This is a genomic window from Chryseobacterium limigenitum (assembly GCF_900114875.1).
Classification (GTDB): domain Bacteria; phylum Bacteroidota; class Bacteroidia; order Flavobacteriales; family Weeksellaceae; genus Chryseobacterium; species Chryseobacterium limigenitum.
In genome coordinates, this window is the sequence record NZ_FPKW01000005.1 from 240,245 (window position 1) to 256,002 (window position 15,758).

Annotated in this window: 13 protein-coding genes; 2 read left to right on the forward strand and 11 right to left on the reverse strand. The window is 33.9% G+C overall.

Going from position 1 to position 15,758, the window contains the following annotated elements; all coding sequences use genetic code 11:
* The first annotated feature begins 18 nt into the window (after positions 1-18).
* On the forward strand, positions 19-2,652 hold the full coding sequence (gene porW / locus BT156_RS09100; RefSeq protein WP_170857288.1) for a type IX secretion system periplasmic lipoprotein PorW/SprE: 2,634 nt from the start codon (positions 19-21) through the stop codon (positions 2,650-2,652).
* A 50-nt stretch (positions 2,653-2,702) separates the two neighbouring features.
* Here the strand turns inward: porW and tsaB are convergent, their stop codons facing one another.
* The 9 genes from tsaB to rpiB all read right to left on the reverse strand — a co-directional run bounded on the left by tsaB (position 2,703) and on the right by rpiB (position 10,400).
* Positions 2,703-3,386 (reverse strand): tRNA (adenosine(37)-N6)-threonylcarbamoyltransferase complex dimerization subunit type 1 TsaB, encoded by a 684-nt coding sequence (gene tsaB / locus BT156_RS09105; RefSeq protein ID WP_072409353.1) that lies wholly within the window; start codon positions 3,384-3,386, stop codon positions 2,703-2,705.
* Positions 3,387-3,486: 100 nt separating this feature from the next.
* Positions 3,487-3,807: a nuclear transport factor 2 family protein gene (locus BT156_RS09110; RefSeq protein WP_170857289.1), complete on the reverse strand. Its 321-nt coding sequence runs from the start codon at positions 3,805-3,807 to the stop codon at positions 3,487-3,489.
* Positions 3,808-3,928: 121 nt separating this feature from the next.
* Positions 3,929-4,678 carry an SDR family NAD(P)-dependent oxidoreductase gene (locus tag BT156_RS09115; RefSeq protein WP_072409357.1) on the reverse strand — a complete coding sequence of 250 codons (750 nt, stop codon included), beginning with the start codon at positions 4,676-4,678 and terminating at the stop codon, positions 3,929-3,931.
* 85 nt (positions 4,679-4,763) lie between these two features.
* On the reverse strand, positions 4,764-5,135 hold the full coding sequence (locus BT156_RS09120; protein WP_072409359.1) for a YraN family protein: 372 nt from the start codon (positions 5,133-5,135) through the stop codon (positions 4,764-4,766).
* A 41-nt stretch (positions 5,136-5,176) separates the two neighbouring features.
* On the reverse strand, positions 5,177-6,106 hold the full coding sequence (locus tag BT156_RS09125) for a S66 peptidase family protein (protein ID WP_072409361.1): 930 nt from the start codon (positions 6,104-6,106) through the stop codon (positions 5,177-5,179).
* On the reverse strand, positions 6,103-6,789 hold the full coding sequence (locus BT156_RS09130) for a LysE family translocator (RefSeq protein ID WP_072409363.1): 687 nt from the start codon (positions 6,787-6,789) through the stop codon (positions 6,103-6,105). The genes BT156_RS09125 and BT156_RS09130 overlap by 4 nt, the downstream gene beginning before the upstream one ends.
* A gap of 157 nt (positions 6,790-6,946) precedes the next feature.
* Complete coding sequence (locus BT156_RS09135; RefSeq protein ID WP_072409365.1) at positions 6,947-7,465, reverse strand: hypothetical protein; 519 nt, start codon at positions 7,463-7,465, stop codon at positions 6,947-6,949.
* A gap of 2 nt (positions 7,466-7,467) precedes the next feature.
* Complete coding sequence (rnr, locus tag BT156_RS09140; RefSeq protein WP_072409367.1) at positions 7,468-9,621, reverse strand: ribonuclease R; 2,154 nt, start codon at positions 9,619-9,621, stop codon at positions 7,468-7,470.
* 344 nt (positions 9,622-9,965) lie between these two features.
* Entirely contained in the window at positions 9,966-10,400 is a 435-nt protein-coding gene (rpiB, locus tag BT156_RS09145; protein ID WP_066754013.1) for a ribose 5-phosphate isomerase B, read from the reverse strand.
* Between the two features lie 556 nt (positions 10,401-10,956).
* Between rpiB and BT156_RS09150 the strand changes: the two genes are divergently transcribed.
* Entirely contained in the window at positions 10,957-12,147 is a 1,191-nt protein-coding gene (locus tag BT156_RS09150) for a phosphoglycerate kinase (RefSeq protein ID WP_072409369.1), read from the forward strand.
* A gap of 689 nt (positions 12,148-12,836) precedes the next feature.
* Here the strand turns inward: BT156_RS09150 and BT156_RS09155 are convergent.
* Both BT156_RS09155 and mnmG read right to left on the reverse strand, forming a co-directional pair.
* Complete coding sequence (locus BT156_RS09155; protein ID WP_072409371.1) at positions 12,837-13,658, reverse strand: class I SAM-dependent methyltransferase; 822 nt, start codon at positions 13,656-13,658, stop codon at positions 12,837-12,839.
* Positions 13,659-13,771: 113 nt separating this feature from the next.
* Positions 13,772-15,634, reverse strand: a complete 1,863-nt coding sequence (gene mnmG, locus BT156_RS09160; protein WP_072409373.1) for a tRNA uridine-5-carboxymethylaminomethyl(34) synthesis enzyme MnmG — start codon at positions 15,632-15,634, stop codon at positions 13,772-13,774.
* Positions 15,635-15,758 lie beyond the last annotated feature (124 nt).

The following is a 15,758-nucleotide window of genomic DNA, read 5'->3' on the forward strand; positions in this document are numbered from 1 at the left end:
GGCTAGTTATATTGAATAATGAAAAAGAACATTTTATTCCTTTTAGTGGCTTGCATCGTTCTCTCTTGCGGATCAAAACCCAAGAGACCCGAGCAGCGATCGAAGTTCATGAAAGGGTTTTCCACATATTACAATACACTATTTAATGCAAAAGATGCGTTAAACAGTGAATTTACGAGTAGAGACAAAGCACATAAAGATAATTTTTATGCGCCTTATATTCCTATTCTTACCTACGAAGATCAACCTTTGGGAAGTGATCTCGGACAGTCTTCTGCTTTCGCTGAAAATACTATGAAAATTGCGGAAGTAAATAATTCTCCCAGCAGAAATGCTGCAGGAAGAGCGCCGGGAGCTCCTCCAGGTGCACCTCCGGGTATGCCGGGCGGACTTAATGGTGGCAATCCAAACAGTCAGCAGGAACAAAATGGTCAACCGGAAAATAAAGGAGCCTCTGTTTTGGAAATTGCCGAAGCCAAAGCTTTAAAAGCGATCAACAAATATTCTGTGATCAAAAACGGAGAAGAAAAAAATAAGAAAATATTTGATGCCTACATCATTCTTGCGCAATCAAGAATTTATCAGAACAAATCTGTGGAAGCTCTGGATGCCCTGAACTACGTTTTCACTCACATGAAGAACGATAAAAGGATTCCTTTGGCTAAAGTTTATCAAGCAGCGGCGTACGCTCAGATAAAAGATTATCATAAAGCTCAGGAAATTTTCGCTCAATTGAAAACTGAAGATATTAGTAAAGAATATAAAAAAATATCAAGTATTTACTCTGCAGAAAGTCTTCTGGATGCCGGAAAAAAAGAAGAAGCTGCAAAAGAACTTGATAATGCTTTCGAAGTGAATACCAACCGAAAACTGAAAAGTAGAATTGCTTTCTTAAGAGGTCAGGTGTTGGAAGGTTTAAATCAAAATGAAAAAGCTAGAGAAAGCTTCATGGCTGCCTACAAATACGCCAATGATTTTGAATTTGAGGTTAAATCCCAGATTGAAATTGCCAAAACTTTTAACGGCAAAGGTGATTATGAGGGAGCAAGAAAATATTTAGAAGATATCAGTAAAAAAGGAACTTACGGTTCCAGAAAGAACGAATTTTATTATGCATTGGGTTTAATGGCCAACAAAGCAGGTAAAAAGCAGGAAGCTCAGGATCTTTTCAAGAAATCTTTAAAAGAAAAAGTTTCAGATCAGCAGGTTCGTGGTTTAGCTTACTATGAAATAGGGAAGGATTATCTTGATAAGAATGATTATATCGGAGCCGGAAGTTATTATGATTCTGCGCTTGTTGCGATGACTTATGAGCCTTCAAAAGTGCTGTTGCAGGAACAGTCTATCAACATCAAGAAAATATCAAAAAACTATTATCTGATCAAGAAAAATGACAGTATTCTTTCTTTAGCCAAGATGTCTGAAGCCCAAAAAACAGATTTTTTCTCTAAACATATTGCTAAATTAAAATTAAAAGAAGAAAAGGAAGAGCTGGAAAGAAGACGTGCAGAAAGAGCAAAAGGCTTTGATACAGGAGATTACAGTGCTAATTCTATATTCGCCAACAGTTCCAATTCTTTCGAAGATTTCGGTACTAGTTCAAAAGGTTTTTATTTCAGCAATACCGGAACTGTCTCTAAAGGATCTTCAACATTTAAACAAGTTTGGGGAGACAGAGCGCTTGTCGACAACTGGCGTTATTCTAAGAAAATGGCAACGATCGATGATATGAAAAACGAGGCGTTGGGCGTTACTTCAGCACCTAATCCCAGACGTTTTGAGCCATCTTTCTATATTGAACAGATTCCGACTGATGTAGCTAAACTAGATCAGCTTAAAAAGGACAGGGACACCGCTTCATTAGGTTTGGGTATCATGTATCAGAATTATTTTACCAATACACCATTGGCTACAAAAACATTATATGATCTGGTAGATGTAAAACCTGAAGAAAAAGTAATGTTACAGGCTTTATATGAGATCTTTAACATGAATTATGAGAAAAATCCTCAGATTGCAGAAAGAGCGAAGTCAATTTTATTAAAAGATTATCCTTATACTTCGTATGCAGAGTTTGCCAGAAATCCTAAGAACAGTACTTTTGTAAAATCTTCCGAAGATGTTCAGAATGAATATAAAAAAGCCTATGCCTTATTTGAAACCGAGAAGTTTGCGGAAAGTAAAGCAGTCATAGAAGCAGCTATTCAGAAATATCCGAAAGATGCTCTAGTGCCTAAATTCTCTTTATTAAATGCATTTAATACCGGAAAATCCAGTGGAAAAGAGGTAATGATCCTTCAATTGGAACAAATTGCTTTAAATTATGGCAAAACTCCAGAGGGAATCAAGGCTAAGGAAATGCTTAATTATCTGAAAAGCGACCTTTCTTTCCAGGAAACTGATAATAAAGGAAATACACTTCAAAAGCCGGGATCTGTACCAATGCAGCCAAACTCTCAAACGATTAATAACAATCCCGGATCAGTAAATAATCAGAACAATGTGCAAGCTCAAAAAGCTACACCAATACAACCTTCACCAGCCGCAAATTCTGCCGCCATGCTTTTAGATGAAACTACTCCGCCGCCAACTCAACCTGGCAATACGCCGGGTCAGAAACCAACAACTCAGGCTCCGGCAAAACCAAAATAAAATAAAAAAGCGAAGATTATTCTTCGCTTTTTTATTTTCTGATTTTTTTATTATGAATCTGAAGGTTTCTTTTTCTTCACTCCATGAAAATCTTTCAAATAAAACGGCTCGAAATAGGCAATATCCTCAAACTCTTTATTCTCAATTTTTTCTAAGGTCTTCTTTATTAAATATTGTGCAGAAGGGTAGATGCTATCATTAAAATCAGCATTCGGAAGCTGTAAAATTTCCTGTGCTTTCTTTGCTCCGTCTCCTACAAACAATACTTTTTTATCTTTAAATTCTTCAAAAGAAGTTTCATCTAAGATTTTTGCTTCGGTCTGAGATAGTTCTTCTCCTGTTTTACCTTCATAAACGGCTGTATAAACCTCCATTCTTCTTGCATCGATCAAGGGAATGATATAATCATAGTTTTGGTCTAAAAAAGGCTCTATCATCGTCTCAAGAGAATTAACTGCAACCAACGGAATCTTTAATCCATAACAAAAACCTTTTGCTGAAGAAGCGCCAATTCTTAATCCGGTGTAAGAACCAGGACCTTTTCCTAAAGACACTGCCTGAATATCTTTCATGGAAATTCCTGCTCCCTCCAAAGCCCATTCTACAAAAGTGTGCAGACTTTCGGACTGCTTATAATTATCTGAAACTTCTTCGCAAACGCACAATAACTTATCATCGTCTGAAATCGCTACAGAACAGTTTTTGGAAGAGGTTTCTAGGTATAAAATTTTCATTTTTAATAATTAAATCTATCCGTTATTTTATCGATCTAGTAAGGAACAATTTAGATTCCTAGCAAGCGTAAATGTTCGGAATTATTTTTATTCTGCAAATTTATGGCTTTATTTCGATACTCTGGCGGCTCCAGAGTTTCCAGACAGAATTCTTTTTCATCCAAATTTCCAATAAAGCCAGTTTCATCTCAAAACTTTGATCTTTGTATAAACCTGATACTTGGATTTTTCTTCTGATACTCGTGAAATTCTTGTATTTCTTTATCTCAGAAATTTCAATCTGACTGATTTCTTTATAAATTACTTTTTTACTTGAAAAATCTTTTTTAAAATCTTCAAAATTCTGAGTCCAGCCGTTTGAATGACCGAAAGAAACATCGGAACATAAGACATCGATTATTCTCTGATCATTATTCTGCATGTATTGATCTAAAAGCGAAATCCTTTCAAATAATTTTGCATCTTTTTGACTTGTTTTAAAACTCTGACAACTCCAAAAAGTGAATGAAAAAAGTAGGAGACAGAATGCTAATTTTCTCACCTTATTTTCTGTAAATCGTTCTCGGCTCTGCCTGAGCGGTTGGATAAATTGTCATATCAGAAACACTCACATGCTTTGGAGCGTTGACACAATAAGCGATCGCGTCGGCAATATCTTCAGCTTTTAGGGCTTCATATCCAGCATACACCGTGGAAGCTTTTTCACTGTCTCCTTTAAATCTAACTAAAGAAAAGTCAGTTTCTACTGCTCCCGGTTGAATATTCGTAACCTTAATTCCAAATTCAGTTAATTCTATTCTCATTCCTTCGGAAATTACATCAACTGCTTTTTTGGTAGCGCAATACACAACTCCGTTGGCATACGTTTGCCTAGCTGCAACAGAACTTATATTTACGATATGTCCGGAATTTCTTTCTTTCATTGTCGGAATGATCATTTTAGAAACATACAAAAGACCTTTTACATTTCCATCGATCATAGAATCCCAATCGCTTGTATTGCCTGCCGAAAGAGGTTCAAGACCATGAGCGTTTCCTGCATTATTGATGAGAACATCGATATTCTTCCATTCTTCCGGAAGAGAGTTGATAGCGTTCTCAACTTCTTCAAGATTTCTTACATCAAATTTCAAACTAAATATTTCGGTATATTGAGAAAGCTCAGTTTTTAGAGATTCTAAGACCTCTGTTCTCCTTCCACAAATGATGACTCTGTTTCCTTGTTTTGCAAAAAGTTCTGCTGTAGATTTTCCTATTCCGGAGGTTGCCCCTGTGATGAGTATTGTTTTCATAAAATTTTCAATTTTAAATGTAACAGTCTAAAAATTTATCAATGTAACAATCATTGGTAAACTACTAGATTGATACATAGTTATACTAATTAGCATCAAATGCTTCAAAAGCATCAATTATATGCTCTATAACAAGCTTTCCCTTTTCATCGGGAAGAACTGAAATGATATCAAATCTTACTTCCTGATTCTTATTAAATTCTTCCAGATAATAATTGGCCGCAGAAACAATTAATGATATCTTTCTTTTATTAACGGCTTCTTGCGGGAGATTAAAAGCATCTGTTGAACGAGCTTTCACTTCTACAATAATTATTAAACTATCTTTTTCGGTGATAATATCAATCTCTGCTTTTTGGTAACGAAAGTTTCTTATTAGAATTTTGTAACCGTTCTTTTGTAGAAATTCTACAGCTAAGTCTTCTGCCTTTTTTCCGAGATCGTTGTGGTTTGCCATGCCTTCGTTTGAGGATTTGAGAGTTGTAGAATTACTAGTTTTTAAAACTCAACCATTATTTTATCATCAACCTTTAACTTAACTTCACTACCAATAATCAAAGGTCTGTTATCTTTAATATGACCGTTCGGGAAACCGAAAGCAATAGGAAATTTATATTTTGAAAGTCTTTCTGAGATTAATTTATAGGCGAATTCATCGAAGCTATTTTCATATTGTGCATTCTCCTTTTCATCTCCCATGTTGGTCATTCCTCCAACAATCATCCCTGAAATTTTAGTAAAAACTCCGGCCAATTCTAAACTCATGATCATTCGGTCAAGAGCATAAAAATTTTCGCCGATATCTTCAATGAATAAAATTTTATCCTTAAATTCAAATGAATATTTAGTTCCTAGAAGGGCATAAATAAGGGCTAAATTCCCTCCAACCAATTCTCCCTTAGTATTTCCTTTTTTATTAAATTGATTCGGTTTTATGATATATTTTGGAGCTTTTCCTTTTAAAACATCAAAAATCAGATCATAACTTTCATCTGTAACTCCGAAACTTGAAGTCTTCATAGTCTGTCCATGAATGGAAGCAAAGCCTTTCTTCAATAAATAACTTTGGATCACGGTATTGTCAGAATAACCGATATACCATTTCGGATTTTCTATAAATTTGTTAAGCTTAAGATGCTGAATAAGATGCTGACAACCGTATCCGCCTCTGGAAGCCCAGACTGCGGAAGTCTCTTTGTCATTTAAAGCCCAATTGATATCTTTTATTCTTTCCTTTTCTGTTCCGGCATAATTGTATCCGTTTGAGAATTTAGTATAAAGATGTTCGCCTAAAACAGGTACAAAACCTTTATTTTTAATCATTTTAATTCCCTTTTCGAGTTGAGATACATCTACAGCTCCGGCAGGGGAAATAACAGCTATTTTATCGCCTTTTTTAAGGGATTTTGGAAAGATTATTTTTTTCATTTGCTTTTTTTATATTTCACTTCAGTTTTTTCTGCTTCTTCTAATCGCTTATCAAATTGGTTGAATTTTTTAAAGCTCTGCAAAAAGATAAAGAAACTGAAAAGTATAAGGATTCCGCCAACGATTCTTCTGATCTGATTGGCTAATTTTTGTGTTAACTTATCATGGAATTGCTTTGCCAAAAAGATTTTAGCAAGATCAATACATAAATAGGTTCCGATCACCAAACCAATATAAAGAATGAAATTACCCGTATCAGGATATTCTTTTCTCACCGAAATTACGGTAACCAGCCAGAAAAGGATAACTCCAACATTTAAAAGATTAAAGAAAAAACCATTCATAAAGGTTTTAAAATAATTCTGGCTGATGATCTTTTCTTCACCCGGCATGTGCATTTTGGTTTTTGTGACCATCATGACGATTCCGTATACGAAGATAAGGATGGAGGTGATTCTATAAAATCCCGGATGCTTGTCTATTAAACTCACGAGGTCTGCGCTCGCATAATACGCCGCAATAATGCACAACAAATCTGCTGTAATTACTCCTACATCTAAGGCCAAGGCATGTTTAGGCCCTCTAGAGAAGCTGGTTTCTATTAACAAGAAAAATATTGGTCCTATAAAAACAAGACTCAACATGAATCCCAGAATAACAGCAGAAAGTACTAATTCAAACATTTAAAAATTGTTTCTCTTCCAAATTTAAAAATTATATTTCTATTTGTCGATAAAATCCAATTCTTTTAGGGTTTGAAACTCAATTTAGAAGCTTTTACGAAACAAAAAAGACTACAAAATTTGTAGCCTTTTATAATATGTTTTGATATTTGTTTAATCAATTTTCTTCGTCCGAACAATTTTCGTTGTAAATAAATTGATAATCTTTTCTAATTTTTAATCCAAAAATTCCTCTCTCAAAAGTATAGATAATTTGGTTTTTAAATAACATTCTTTTATAATCAATAAAAAAACTTCTTGTCATGTAAGAATATTCATAAGCATTGTTATTTAGATAGATATAGGTAGTTTTACCTCTTTCATGGCTATTTCTTCCACCAACTTCTGCAATCATATTTCTATAACAGTATGTTTCCTTTGTAGGATTCATTCCTGTCAAATAATTAATAAGAAAAAATACATTAATTATCATTGGAATAGTAACTCCAAAAAAATAATTTCTACCTAAAGTTCCTACTTTTATGATATTTTTCTTAATTAAGATATGGCTTATTACGTACAGTAAAATAATAGTTGTTACAAACCAATAAAAATTAAGAACAGTTTCAAATATAATTGTAATAAGTAAGATAAAATTAAGAATACTAAAAACTATACATTTATCTATTTTAGTCATTACTAATCAACAATCTTAAAGTCCAATTGTTTTTGAATCAAATTAGCTTTAACCACTTTTATTTGAACTTGATCTCCCAGCTGATATCTTTTCCCTGTTCTTGATCCGTAAACAGCGTGGGTAGCTTTATCATATGTATAAGAATCATCCATAAGATCTCTTAATTTGATCAATCCTTCAGCACCGTTTTCAGGAATTTCTACCCAGAAACCAAATTCTGCAACACCGGAAATTACACCATTGAAAGTTTCTCCCAAGTGTTTTTCCATAAATTTCACCTGCATGAATTTGATAGAATCTCTTTCAGCATCTGCGGCCAATCTTTCTCTTGAACTGCAATATTTTGCTTTCTCTTCAACTTCTTCTCTATTGGTAGATTTTCCACCATCCAAATAGTGCTGAAGAAGACGGTGAGCAATCAAATCCGGGTAACGACGGATAGGAGAAGTGAAGTGAGAATAATAGTCAAAGCCCAAACCATAGTGGCCGATAGGATCTGTAGAATAAACTGCTTTACTCATACTTCGCATCGCTAATGTTTCCACCATATTTTCTTCGCCTTTTCCTTTTACATCACTTAGTAATTGGTTTAAAGATTCAGCAACTTTTTTGGTATTAGCCAAATCCATTTTATATCCGAAAGTAGAAACAAAATCTCTTAAAGCTTCTAATTTTGCAGGATCCGGGTCATCGTGAATCCTGTAAATAAATGTATTATTGGTAGGCGATCCTTTTTTAGTTAATGAAACGAATTCTGAAACTTTTTTATTTGCTAAAAGCATGAATTCTTCAATCAAATGATTAGAGTCTTTACTTACTTTAAAGTAAACTCCGATCGGCTGATTATTTTCATCAAGATTGAATCTTACTTCGCTTCTGTCAAACGTGATTGCACCTTGTCTGATACGTTCTGCACGCATGATTTTTGCTAAATTATCAAGAACTAAAATCTCTTCTGTATAATCTCCTTCTTTATTTTCAATTCTTTCCTGAGCTTCCTCGTACGTAAACCTTCTGTCGGAATGAATTACTGTTCTACCAAACCATTGTTTCTGGATTTCTGCGCCGTCATTTAATTCAAAAACTGCAGAGAACGTAAATTTATCTTCGTTTGGTCTAAGTGAACAAACATCGTTACTTAAAACTTCCGGTAACATCGGAACAACTCGGTCAACTAAATATACCGATGTAGCTCTTTGATAGGCTTCATCATCCAAAATAGTTCCCGGAGTTACGTAATGAGAAACGTCTGCAATGTGCACCCCGATTTCCCAGTTTCCGTTATCTAATTTTCTGATAGACAAGGCATCATCAAAATCTTTTGCATCTTTCGGGTCAATGGTAAAGGTTGTAATACCTCTCATATCCCAACGTTTAGCAACTTCTTCTTCTGTAATTCGTCTGTCTATTTTATCGGCATCTTTTTCCACTTCTTCAGGGAATTCGTAAGGTAAGCCGTATTCTGCAAGAATAGAGTGGATCTCAGTTTCATGTTCTCCAGGAGCTCCTAAAACTTGGATAATTTCACCTTCAGGATTTTTATCTCCAGGTCTCCATTCTGTCATTTTTACAACAACTTTATCACCATCCTGAGCACCTCCGAATTTTCCTTTTGGAATAAAAATATCGGTATTGATCGATTTTTTATCACAAACAACAAATCCGAAATCTTTATGCGTAACAACCTGTAAAGTTCCTACAAATTCTGTTCTGTTTCTTTCCAAAACCTCTAAAACAGAACCTTCCAGTTTCTTTCCTTTATAAGTATAGGTGACGATTAAAACTTTATCGCCCTGTAGCGCATCTTTCACGTTTTTCGAGTGAATGAAGACGTCATCTTCCAGGCCTTCAACCTTTACATAAGCATTTCCTGATTGGTTAAAATCAATAGTTCCGGTTAAAGTTCCTGCAATATTCAGGTTTAATACGTATTTTCCTTTTTCAGTTTCCTTAATTCTTTCAGAAGCCTGAAGTTTATGTAAAGCCTGAATCACAAGCTCTCTCTGTCTTGGATTTTTATGATCAATCCCGTCTGATATCTGTTTATAATTATAGATCTTCGTAGAATTTTCTGTCATGAAGCGTACTATCAATCTTCCGATCTCCATAAGCTTATGATCATTTTTTTGACTTATATATTTTTTCTTTTTTGGCATTTTTTAATTTTCTTTATTAATTACTTTTGGTTTTAAAATTCATTATTAAAACCACTTTTTACTTTAAAATCATCTAAAAACTTATTATATAAGATGATTTTGTTTTTTTTGTTTAGTTTAAACAACTACATCAATTTTCCTTCCTTTTTTATAGTTGGATTTTTGTTTTGTATAAATTTAATACAAATATGGAGAAGAGGGGAGAAAAACCTTCTATTAAATATCTGTTAAATATTATATAGGTTTTGAGAAGTAAGTATGGAATGTGTTCTCTATTTAACACGCAAATATACAAAATAAAAAATAAATAAGGCTTGCAATTTGATTTACAAGCCTTTATATGTTTAGCAAAATGCTATTTTGTCAACTCTGCCTTGGTGTCTGCCACCTTCAAAATCTGTAGAAAGAAATTTATTTACTATTTCTATAGCTACTTCTTTTGATATAAATCTTGCAGGAATTGAAATCATATTCGCATCATTATGCTGTCTTGCCAAACTTGCAATTTCGGGCATCCAACAAAGAGCGCAACGAATTTTCTGATGTTTGTTCGCCGTGATCTGAACACCGTTTCCGCTTCCGCATAGAAGAATACCCAGCTCGTTTTCTCCATTTTCAACAGAGGTCGCTGCAGGGTGTACAAAGTCAGGATAATCCACACTGTCTGTGGAAAACGTTCCAAAATCCTGAACATCAAAGTTTTCTGATAAATAGTTCTTAACAATCTCCTTATACTCGAAGCCAGCGTGGTCTGCAGCAATAGCAATTTTTCTTTTCATAATTTTTGAATTAAACTTTTTTAGACATATTTCCACACAAATGTAAGTATAATGTGGATAACTCTTGAATTTTTGGGGATTAATTGTGAAAAGGCTTGTGGGTAAGTGTTGAAAAAACATCTGAAGTAAATGTTTCGTAACATTAAAAAAAGTCGTAATGAAAATTGGCTCCAAAAATTTTAACACTTTTTTTCAAAAAGTTTACTCAGAGATTTCTTCAACTTTTCCATAAATCAGTTATTAATAATCGGAATTGGGGAAAAGTTATCCATATTTGTTAGTAACGAATCGAAAAATCAGATTTACAATAGATTATAATGTAAATAAAATGTTAGTAGCGTAAAAATTAAGTGTTATAAAGTATTTCAAAAAAACTTATCCCCTAAACTAACAACACTCAACAACAACTATCATTCTTTTTTTTATAAAGAAGAAAATATTGTTGATAGGTGAGTGATGGTTCTGCGAATAACTTTTCTGAAAACTTTTGTCCGGTTGGAGCTTTTCAAAAATTTTAAAATCTTACATTTGTGAAACGAAAATTCAAAAGAAATTTATGAAAACAATCAACGATTTCAATTTTAAAGATAAGAAGGCTCTGGTAAGGGTAGATTTTAATGTTCCGCAGGATGATCAGCTTAAAGTTACAGACAATACGAGGATCGTAGCTGTAAAACCTACAGTTGAGAAAATTCTTAGCGACGGAGGTTCTGTAATTTTGATGACACACCTCGGAAGACCCAAAGGTGAAGTTAAAGATGAGTTTTCTCTAAAACATATTCTTAACGAAGTCTCTACTGTACTTGGCAGAGAAGTAAAATTTGTGGAAGAGTCTATTGGAGAGAAAGCTAAGCAGGCTGCTGCAGATCTTAAACCGGGGGAAATCTTATTGTTGGAGAATCTACGTTTTCATAATGAAGAAGAAAAAGGTGATGAAGGTTTTGCAGAGCAACTTTCTAAGTTGGGAGATGCGTATGTGAATGATGCTTTTGGTACTGCGCACAGAGCTCATGCTTCTACAGCTGTCATAGCAAACTATTTTTCTTCAACTAAATTCTTCGGTTTATTAATGGCTAATGAACTAAAAGCTATAGATAAAGTTTTAAAAAGTGGTGAAAAGCCTGTTACAGCTATACTTGGTGGATCAAAGGTTTCAACTAAAATTACCATTATAGAAAATATTCTTCCCGCAATTGATAATTTGATCATTGGAGGAGGAATGGCATTTACTTTTATTAAGGCTCTTGGAGGTAAAATCGGAACTTCTTTGGTTGAGGAAGATAAATTACCTCTTGCTCTAGAAATTTTAGGAAAAGCTAAAGAGCATAATGTAAAAGTATATCTTCCGTCTGATACGATCATTGCTGAAAGTTTCAGTAACGATGCAGAAAGAAAAGAAGTTGATATTTACGAAATTCCTGAAGGATGGATGGGATTGGATGCAGGACCAAAATCCAGAGATCAGTTCAATGATGTTCTTTTAAACTCAAGAACAATTTTATGGAATGGCCCGATCGGAGTTTTTGAAATGTCAAACTTCTCTGCAGGAACTGTAGCTCTTGGAGATAGTATTGCTGAAGCTACAAAACTTGGAGCTTTCTCCTTAGTTGGAGGAGGAGACAGTGTTGCTTTTGTAAAACAATTCGGTTATGCAGATAAAGTAAGCTATGTTTCTACCGGAGGTGGAGCAATGCTTGAAAGTTTGGAAGGCTTGGAACTTCCTGGTGTTGCTACGATAAATAATTAAAAATTAAAAAAAATATATTTTAAAGTCTGCTGAATGTATCGGCAGACTTTTTTGTTTTCTCGAAATTCTTAAAAATTGGAGTTTTATAAAAATGACAAAAAATTGGCTTTCAGAATTATAGTTTAAATTTACAAACTAGAATCTTTAAGGTATTTGGACATTATTTTAAATTAAGTCTTAAAAACATATGTTTTTGAAAGAATTTACTTTTTTGAAACTTACTTTTTCTCTTTCCAAGTGGATTTCTGTCCAAGTTGTTCTTCCCTAGAAATTATAATTTAAATTTTATTTTCCTAGATGTAATTCTTACGGAAGAGTAGAGTGGAGTGTGATTGAGAATTATTGGATAAAATATTTTGACTGCACTCTAAATTTGAATGCTCAAACTAAGGGTGTAGGCTAAATTTTTACAGAATTCTATTTTAAGGTACTATGAAATTTTATTTTTTAATTGTCTAATTCTTTAAAATTTAAATTCATTTATAGGGTTACTAATATTTTACCAACAATTTTAATTGAAATAATTGGAATTTTCCAAGATTTTCTCTTTTCAAAAAAATTTCAGAGAAAAATTTCAGAGTAGGAGAGGAGCTGTAAAAATAAAAACTCAGGAAAATATCCTGAGTTTTGCTTTTTTTAATCGAAATTGATGAAAATTGACCTCTATAAACACCTTAAAAATCGATTTTCTACTTTTTTTCGATAATGTATATCAAACTTGAAAATTCGTTAGAAAAAAGTGCTTTTACGTTGGAAATCGTTCCGTAGATGGTTGCTTTTAGCCAAAAAAGAGGTGATTTCTTATATTTTTCGCTCAACATAGAGATGTAATAAGAATCTAAAACCAAAGGTTTTATTTTTCTCATTTTCCAGTTGGGTTTCTTTGAAATTAAATTTTCCATTCCGGTTTTTGAAAAATGATAGATGTGTCTCGGTACATCATACGCTGCCCAATATTCTTTATAATGTTTCGCATCGTAAGAAGTAGGGTTGGGAACTGCGATAATTAATAATCCTTTTTCTTTTAATTTTTTATTAAAGATCTCCAGCATTTCATCCTGATTTTCCACGTGCTCGAATACATGCCATAAAGTAATTGCATCTAAACTTCCATCTTCAATAAGATTAATATTATCTAAAATTTTAGCCTTTGAAATTTTACTTTGAGCAGCTTTTCTGGCATCTGCATCCGGTTCAAAACCTAGAGTTTCAAAATCATTTTCTATATATTTTACAAATTCTCCTGCGCCGCATCCATAGTCTAATACTTTAGAACCTTTATTAATTCTATCAATAAGGATCGTTTTTTTATATTGCAGATTGAAAGATTGTAGAAATTTATATAGCTTTTCTTTTAAAGTTCCGGAATCCTGATGGTGAGAAATATAGTCTTCACTTTCATAATATTTTGAAATATTAGATGGAATAGGGGAGGTCTTGAAGACTCCTTTTGTTTCTGTTTCTTTAATTTCAAATACTTCCTGAGAAAGAAAATGATCTTTAATTTTCATTTAAATAACTTCTTTTAAATTAAAAATTAAGATATTTTAAAGCTAAAATGAGCTCATCAATATCTTAATTTTTGCTTGTATTTTATAAATGTTTCACGTGAAACATTTCTTGATTATCGTCCTAAATAGACCATTAAAACATTGACATCAGCAGGTGATACTCCGCTAATTCTTCCTGCCTGAGCAAGAGTTTTTGGTCTTACCTTGGTCATTTTTTGTTTTGCTTCTGCAGAAAGGCTTGATATTTTTATGTAATCAAAGTCTTCAGGAATCTTTACATTTTCCAAACGATTGAGCTTGGCAACGTTCTCTTTTTCCTTTTCTATATAGCCTTTATACTTGATATTTACCTCTGCCTGCTCTCTTACTTCATCATCAAATTGAGACGTAAATTCTTTAATAACATCAATATTATCCAGTTTTTCTAATGTAATATTAGGTCTTGTAAGGAATTGAGCAGCTCTGTAAGCTTGGTCTACAGGGTTGCTTTCTATGCTTTCTAGGATAGGATTTATAATGCCAGGCTTTAAAGAAGTTTCTCGTAAAAAGGCTTCAAGTTGCTCACTTTTAGCTATTTTCTCATTAACTCTTATTAATCTGTCTTCTTTCGCAAGACCTAGTTTATATGCCTTTTCAGTTAGTCTGATATCTGCATTATCCTGTCTTAAAAGAAGTCTGTATTCAGCTCTTGAAGTGAACATTCTGTAAGGTTCTTCTGTCCCTTTTGTGATCAAATCATCGATTAAAACACCGATATAAGCCTCATCTCTGTTAAGAATGAAGTCTTCCTTATCATGTACTTTGTTGTGAGCATTTATGCCTGCAATTAAGCCTTGACCGGCGGCTTCTTCATAGCCTGTAGTACCGTTGATCTGACCTGCAAAGTATAAATTTTCTACCAGTTTTGTTTCTAAAGTATGCTTTAATTGAGTAGGAGGGAAGTAATCATATTCAATAGCATAGCCCGGACGGAATACTTTTACATTCTCAAATCCCGGAATATGTTTCATTGCTTTGATCTGTACATCTTCGGGAAGAGAAGAACTAAATCCGTTTACATAGATCTCAACCGTTCTCCAACCTTCAGGTTCTACGAATAGCTGATGTCTTGTTCTCTCTGCAAAACGGTTGATCTTATCTTCAATACTTGGACAATATCTTGGTCCTAAACTCTGAATTGTACCATTGAACATTGGGCTTCTGTCGAAACCTTCACGTAAAATTTCATGTACCTTTTCGTTGGTATAAACGATATGACAACTTAATTGTTTGGTTAACTTAGGGGTATCTAAATAGCTGAATTTTTGTGGATTTTCATCTCCTTTTTGTTCTTCCATTTTGGAATAATCTAAGCTTCTTCCGTCTACGCGGGGTGGGGTACCGGTCTTCATCCTTCCGGCTTCGAAACCTAAAGAAACCAATTGTTCTGTGATTCCAAAAGCTCTTGGTTCACCCATTCTTCCTCCGCCTAATTGCTTATCTCCAACATGGATTAATCCGTTAAGAAATGTACCGTTTGTTAGAACGACTGATTTGGATTTTATCTCAATTCCTAATGAAGTTACAACTCCAACAGCTCTGCCATTTTCAATAATTAAGCTCTTAACCATATCCTGAAAGAAATCAAGATTAGGTGTATTTTCTAATGCTAAACGCCATTCTTCTGCGAAAAGCATTCTGTCATTCTGTGTTCTGGGGGACCACATTGCAGGACCTTTTGACAGGTTAAGCATTTTGAACTGGATAGCAGATTTGTCTGCTATAATTCCTGAATAACCTCCCATTGCATCGATCTCTCTTACGATCTGTCCTTTTGCAATACCTCCCATTGCAGGGTTGCAACTCATTTGTCCTATCGTCTGCATGTTCATTGTAACAAGCAGAGTTTTGGAACCTAAGTTGGCTGCTGCAGCTGCTGCTTCACATCCTGCGTGACCGGCACCAACTACGATTACATCGTATATTTCTGATATCATTTTATATTGCTTGTTTTAAGCCTTAAATTTTAATCTTTTTTATAAATGTTCCACGTGAAACATAGTTTCAGGATAAGGTCTAAAAGAGCCTTTATCTTGTGTTATATAGCCCCGATTGCAGCAT

Coding starts and splice junctions, on each gene's coding strand:
- tsaB (WP_072409353.1), bottom strand. CDS start 3,386: ATGAAAATTTTATACCTAGAAACCTCTTCCAAAAACTGTTCTGTAGCG.
- BT156_RS09110 (WP_170857289.1), bottom strand. CDS start 3,807: ATGCAGAATAATGATCAGAGAATAATCGATGTCTTATGTTCCGATGTT.
- rpiB (WP_066754013.1), bottom strand. CDS start 10,400: ATGAAAAGAAAAATTGCTATTGCTGCAGACCACGCTGGCTTCGAGTAT.
- BT156_RS09135 (WP_072409365.1), bottom strand. CDS start 7,465: ATGACTAAAATAGATAAATGTATAGTTTTTAGTATTCTTAATTTTATC.
- BT156_RS09115 (WP_072409357.1), bottom strand. CDS start 4,678: ATGAAAACAATACTCATCACAGGGGCAACCTCCGGAATAGGAAAATCT.
- BT156_RS09130 (WP_072409363.1), bottom strand. CDS start 6,789: ATGTTTGAATTAGTACTTTCTGCTGTTATTCTGGGATTCATGTTGAGT.
- mnmG (WP_072409373.1), bottom strand. CDS start 15,634: ATGATATCAGAAATATACGATGTAATCGTAGTTGGTGCCGGTCACGCA.
- BT156_RS09125 (WP_072409361.1), bottom strand. CDS start 6,106: ATGAAAAAAATAATCTTTCCAAAATCCCTTAAAAAAGGCGATAAAATA.
- BT156_RS09150 (WP_072409369.1), top strand. CDS start 10,957: ATGAAAACAATCAACGATTTCAATTTTAAAGATAAGAAGGCTCTGGTA.
- rnr (WP_072409367.1), bottom strand. CDS start 9,621: ATGCCAAAAAAGAAAAAATATATAAGTCAAAAAAATGATCATAAGCTT.
- porW (WP_170857288.1), top strand. CDS start 19: ATGAAAAAGAACATTTTATTCCTTTTAGTGGCTTGCATCGTTCTCTCT.
- BT156_RS09155 (WP_072409371.1), bottom strand. CDS start 13,658: ATGAAAATTAAAGATCATTTTCTTTCTCAGGAAGTATTTGAAATTAAA.
- BT156_RS09120 (WP_072409359.1), bottom strand. CDS start 5,135: ATGGCAAACCACAACGATCTCGGAAAAAAGGCAGAAGACTTAGCTGTA.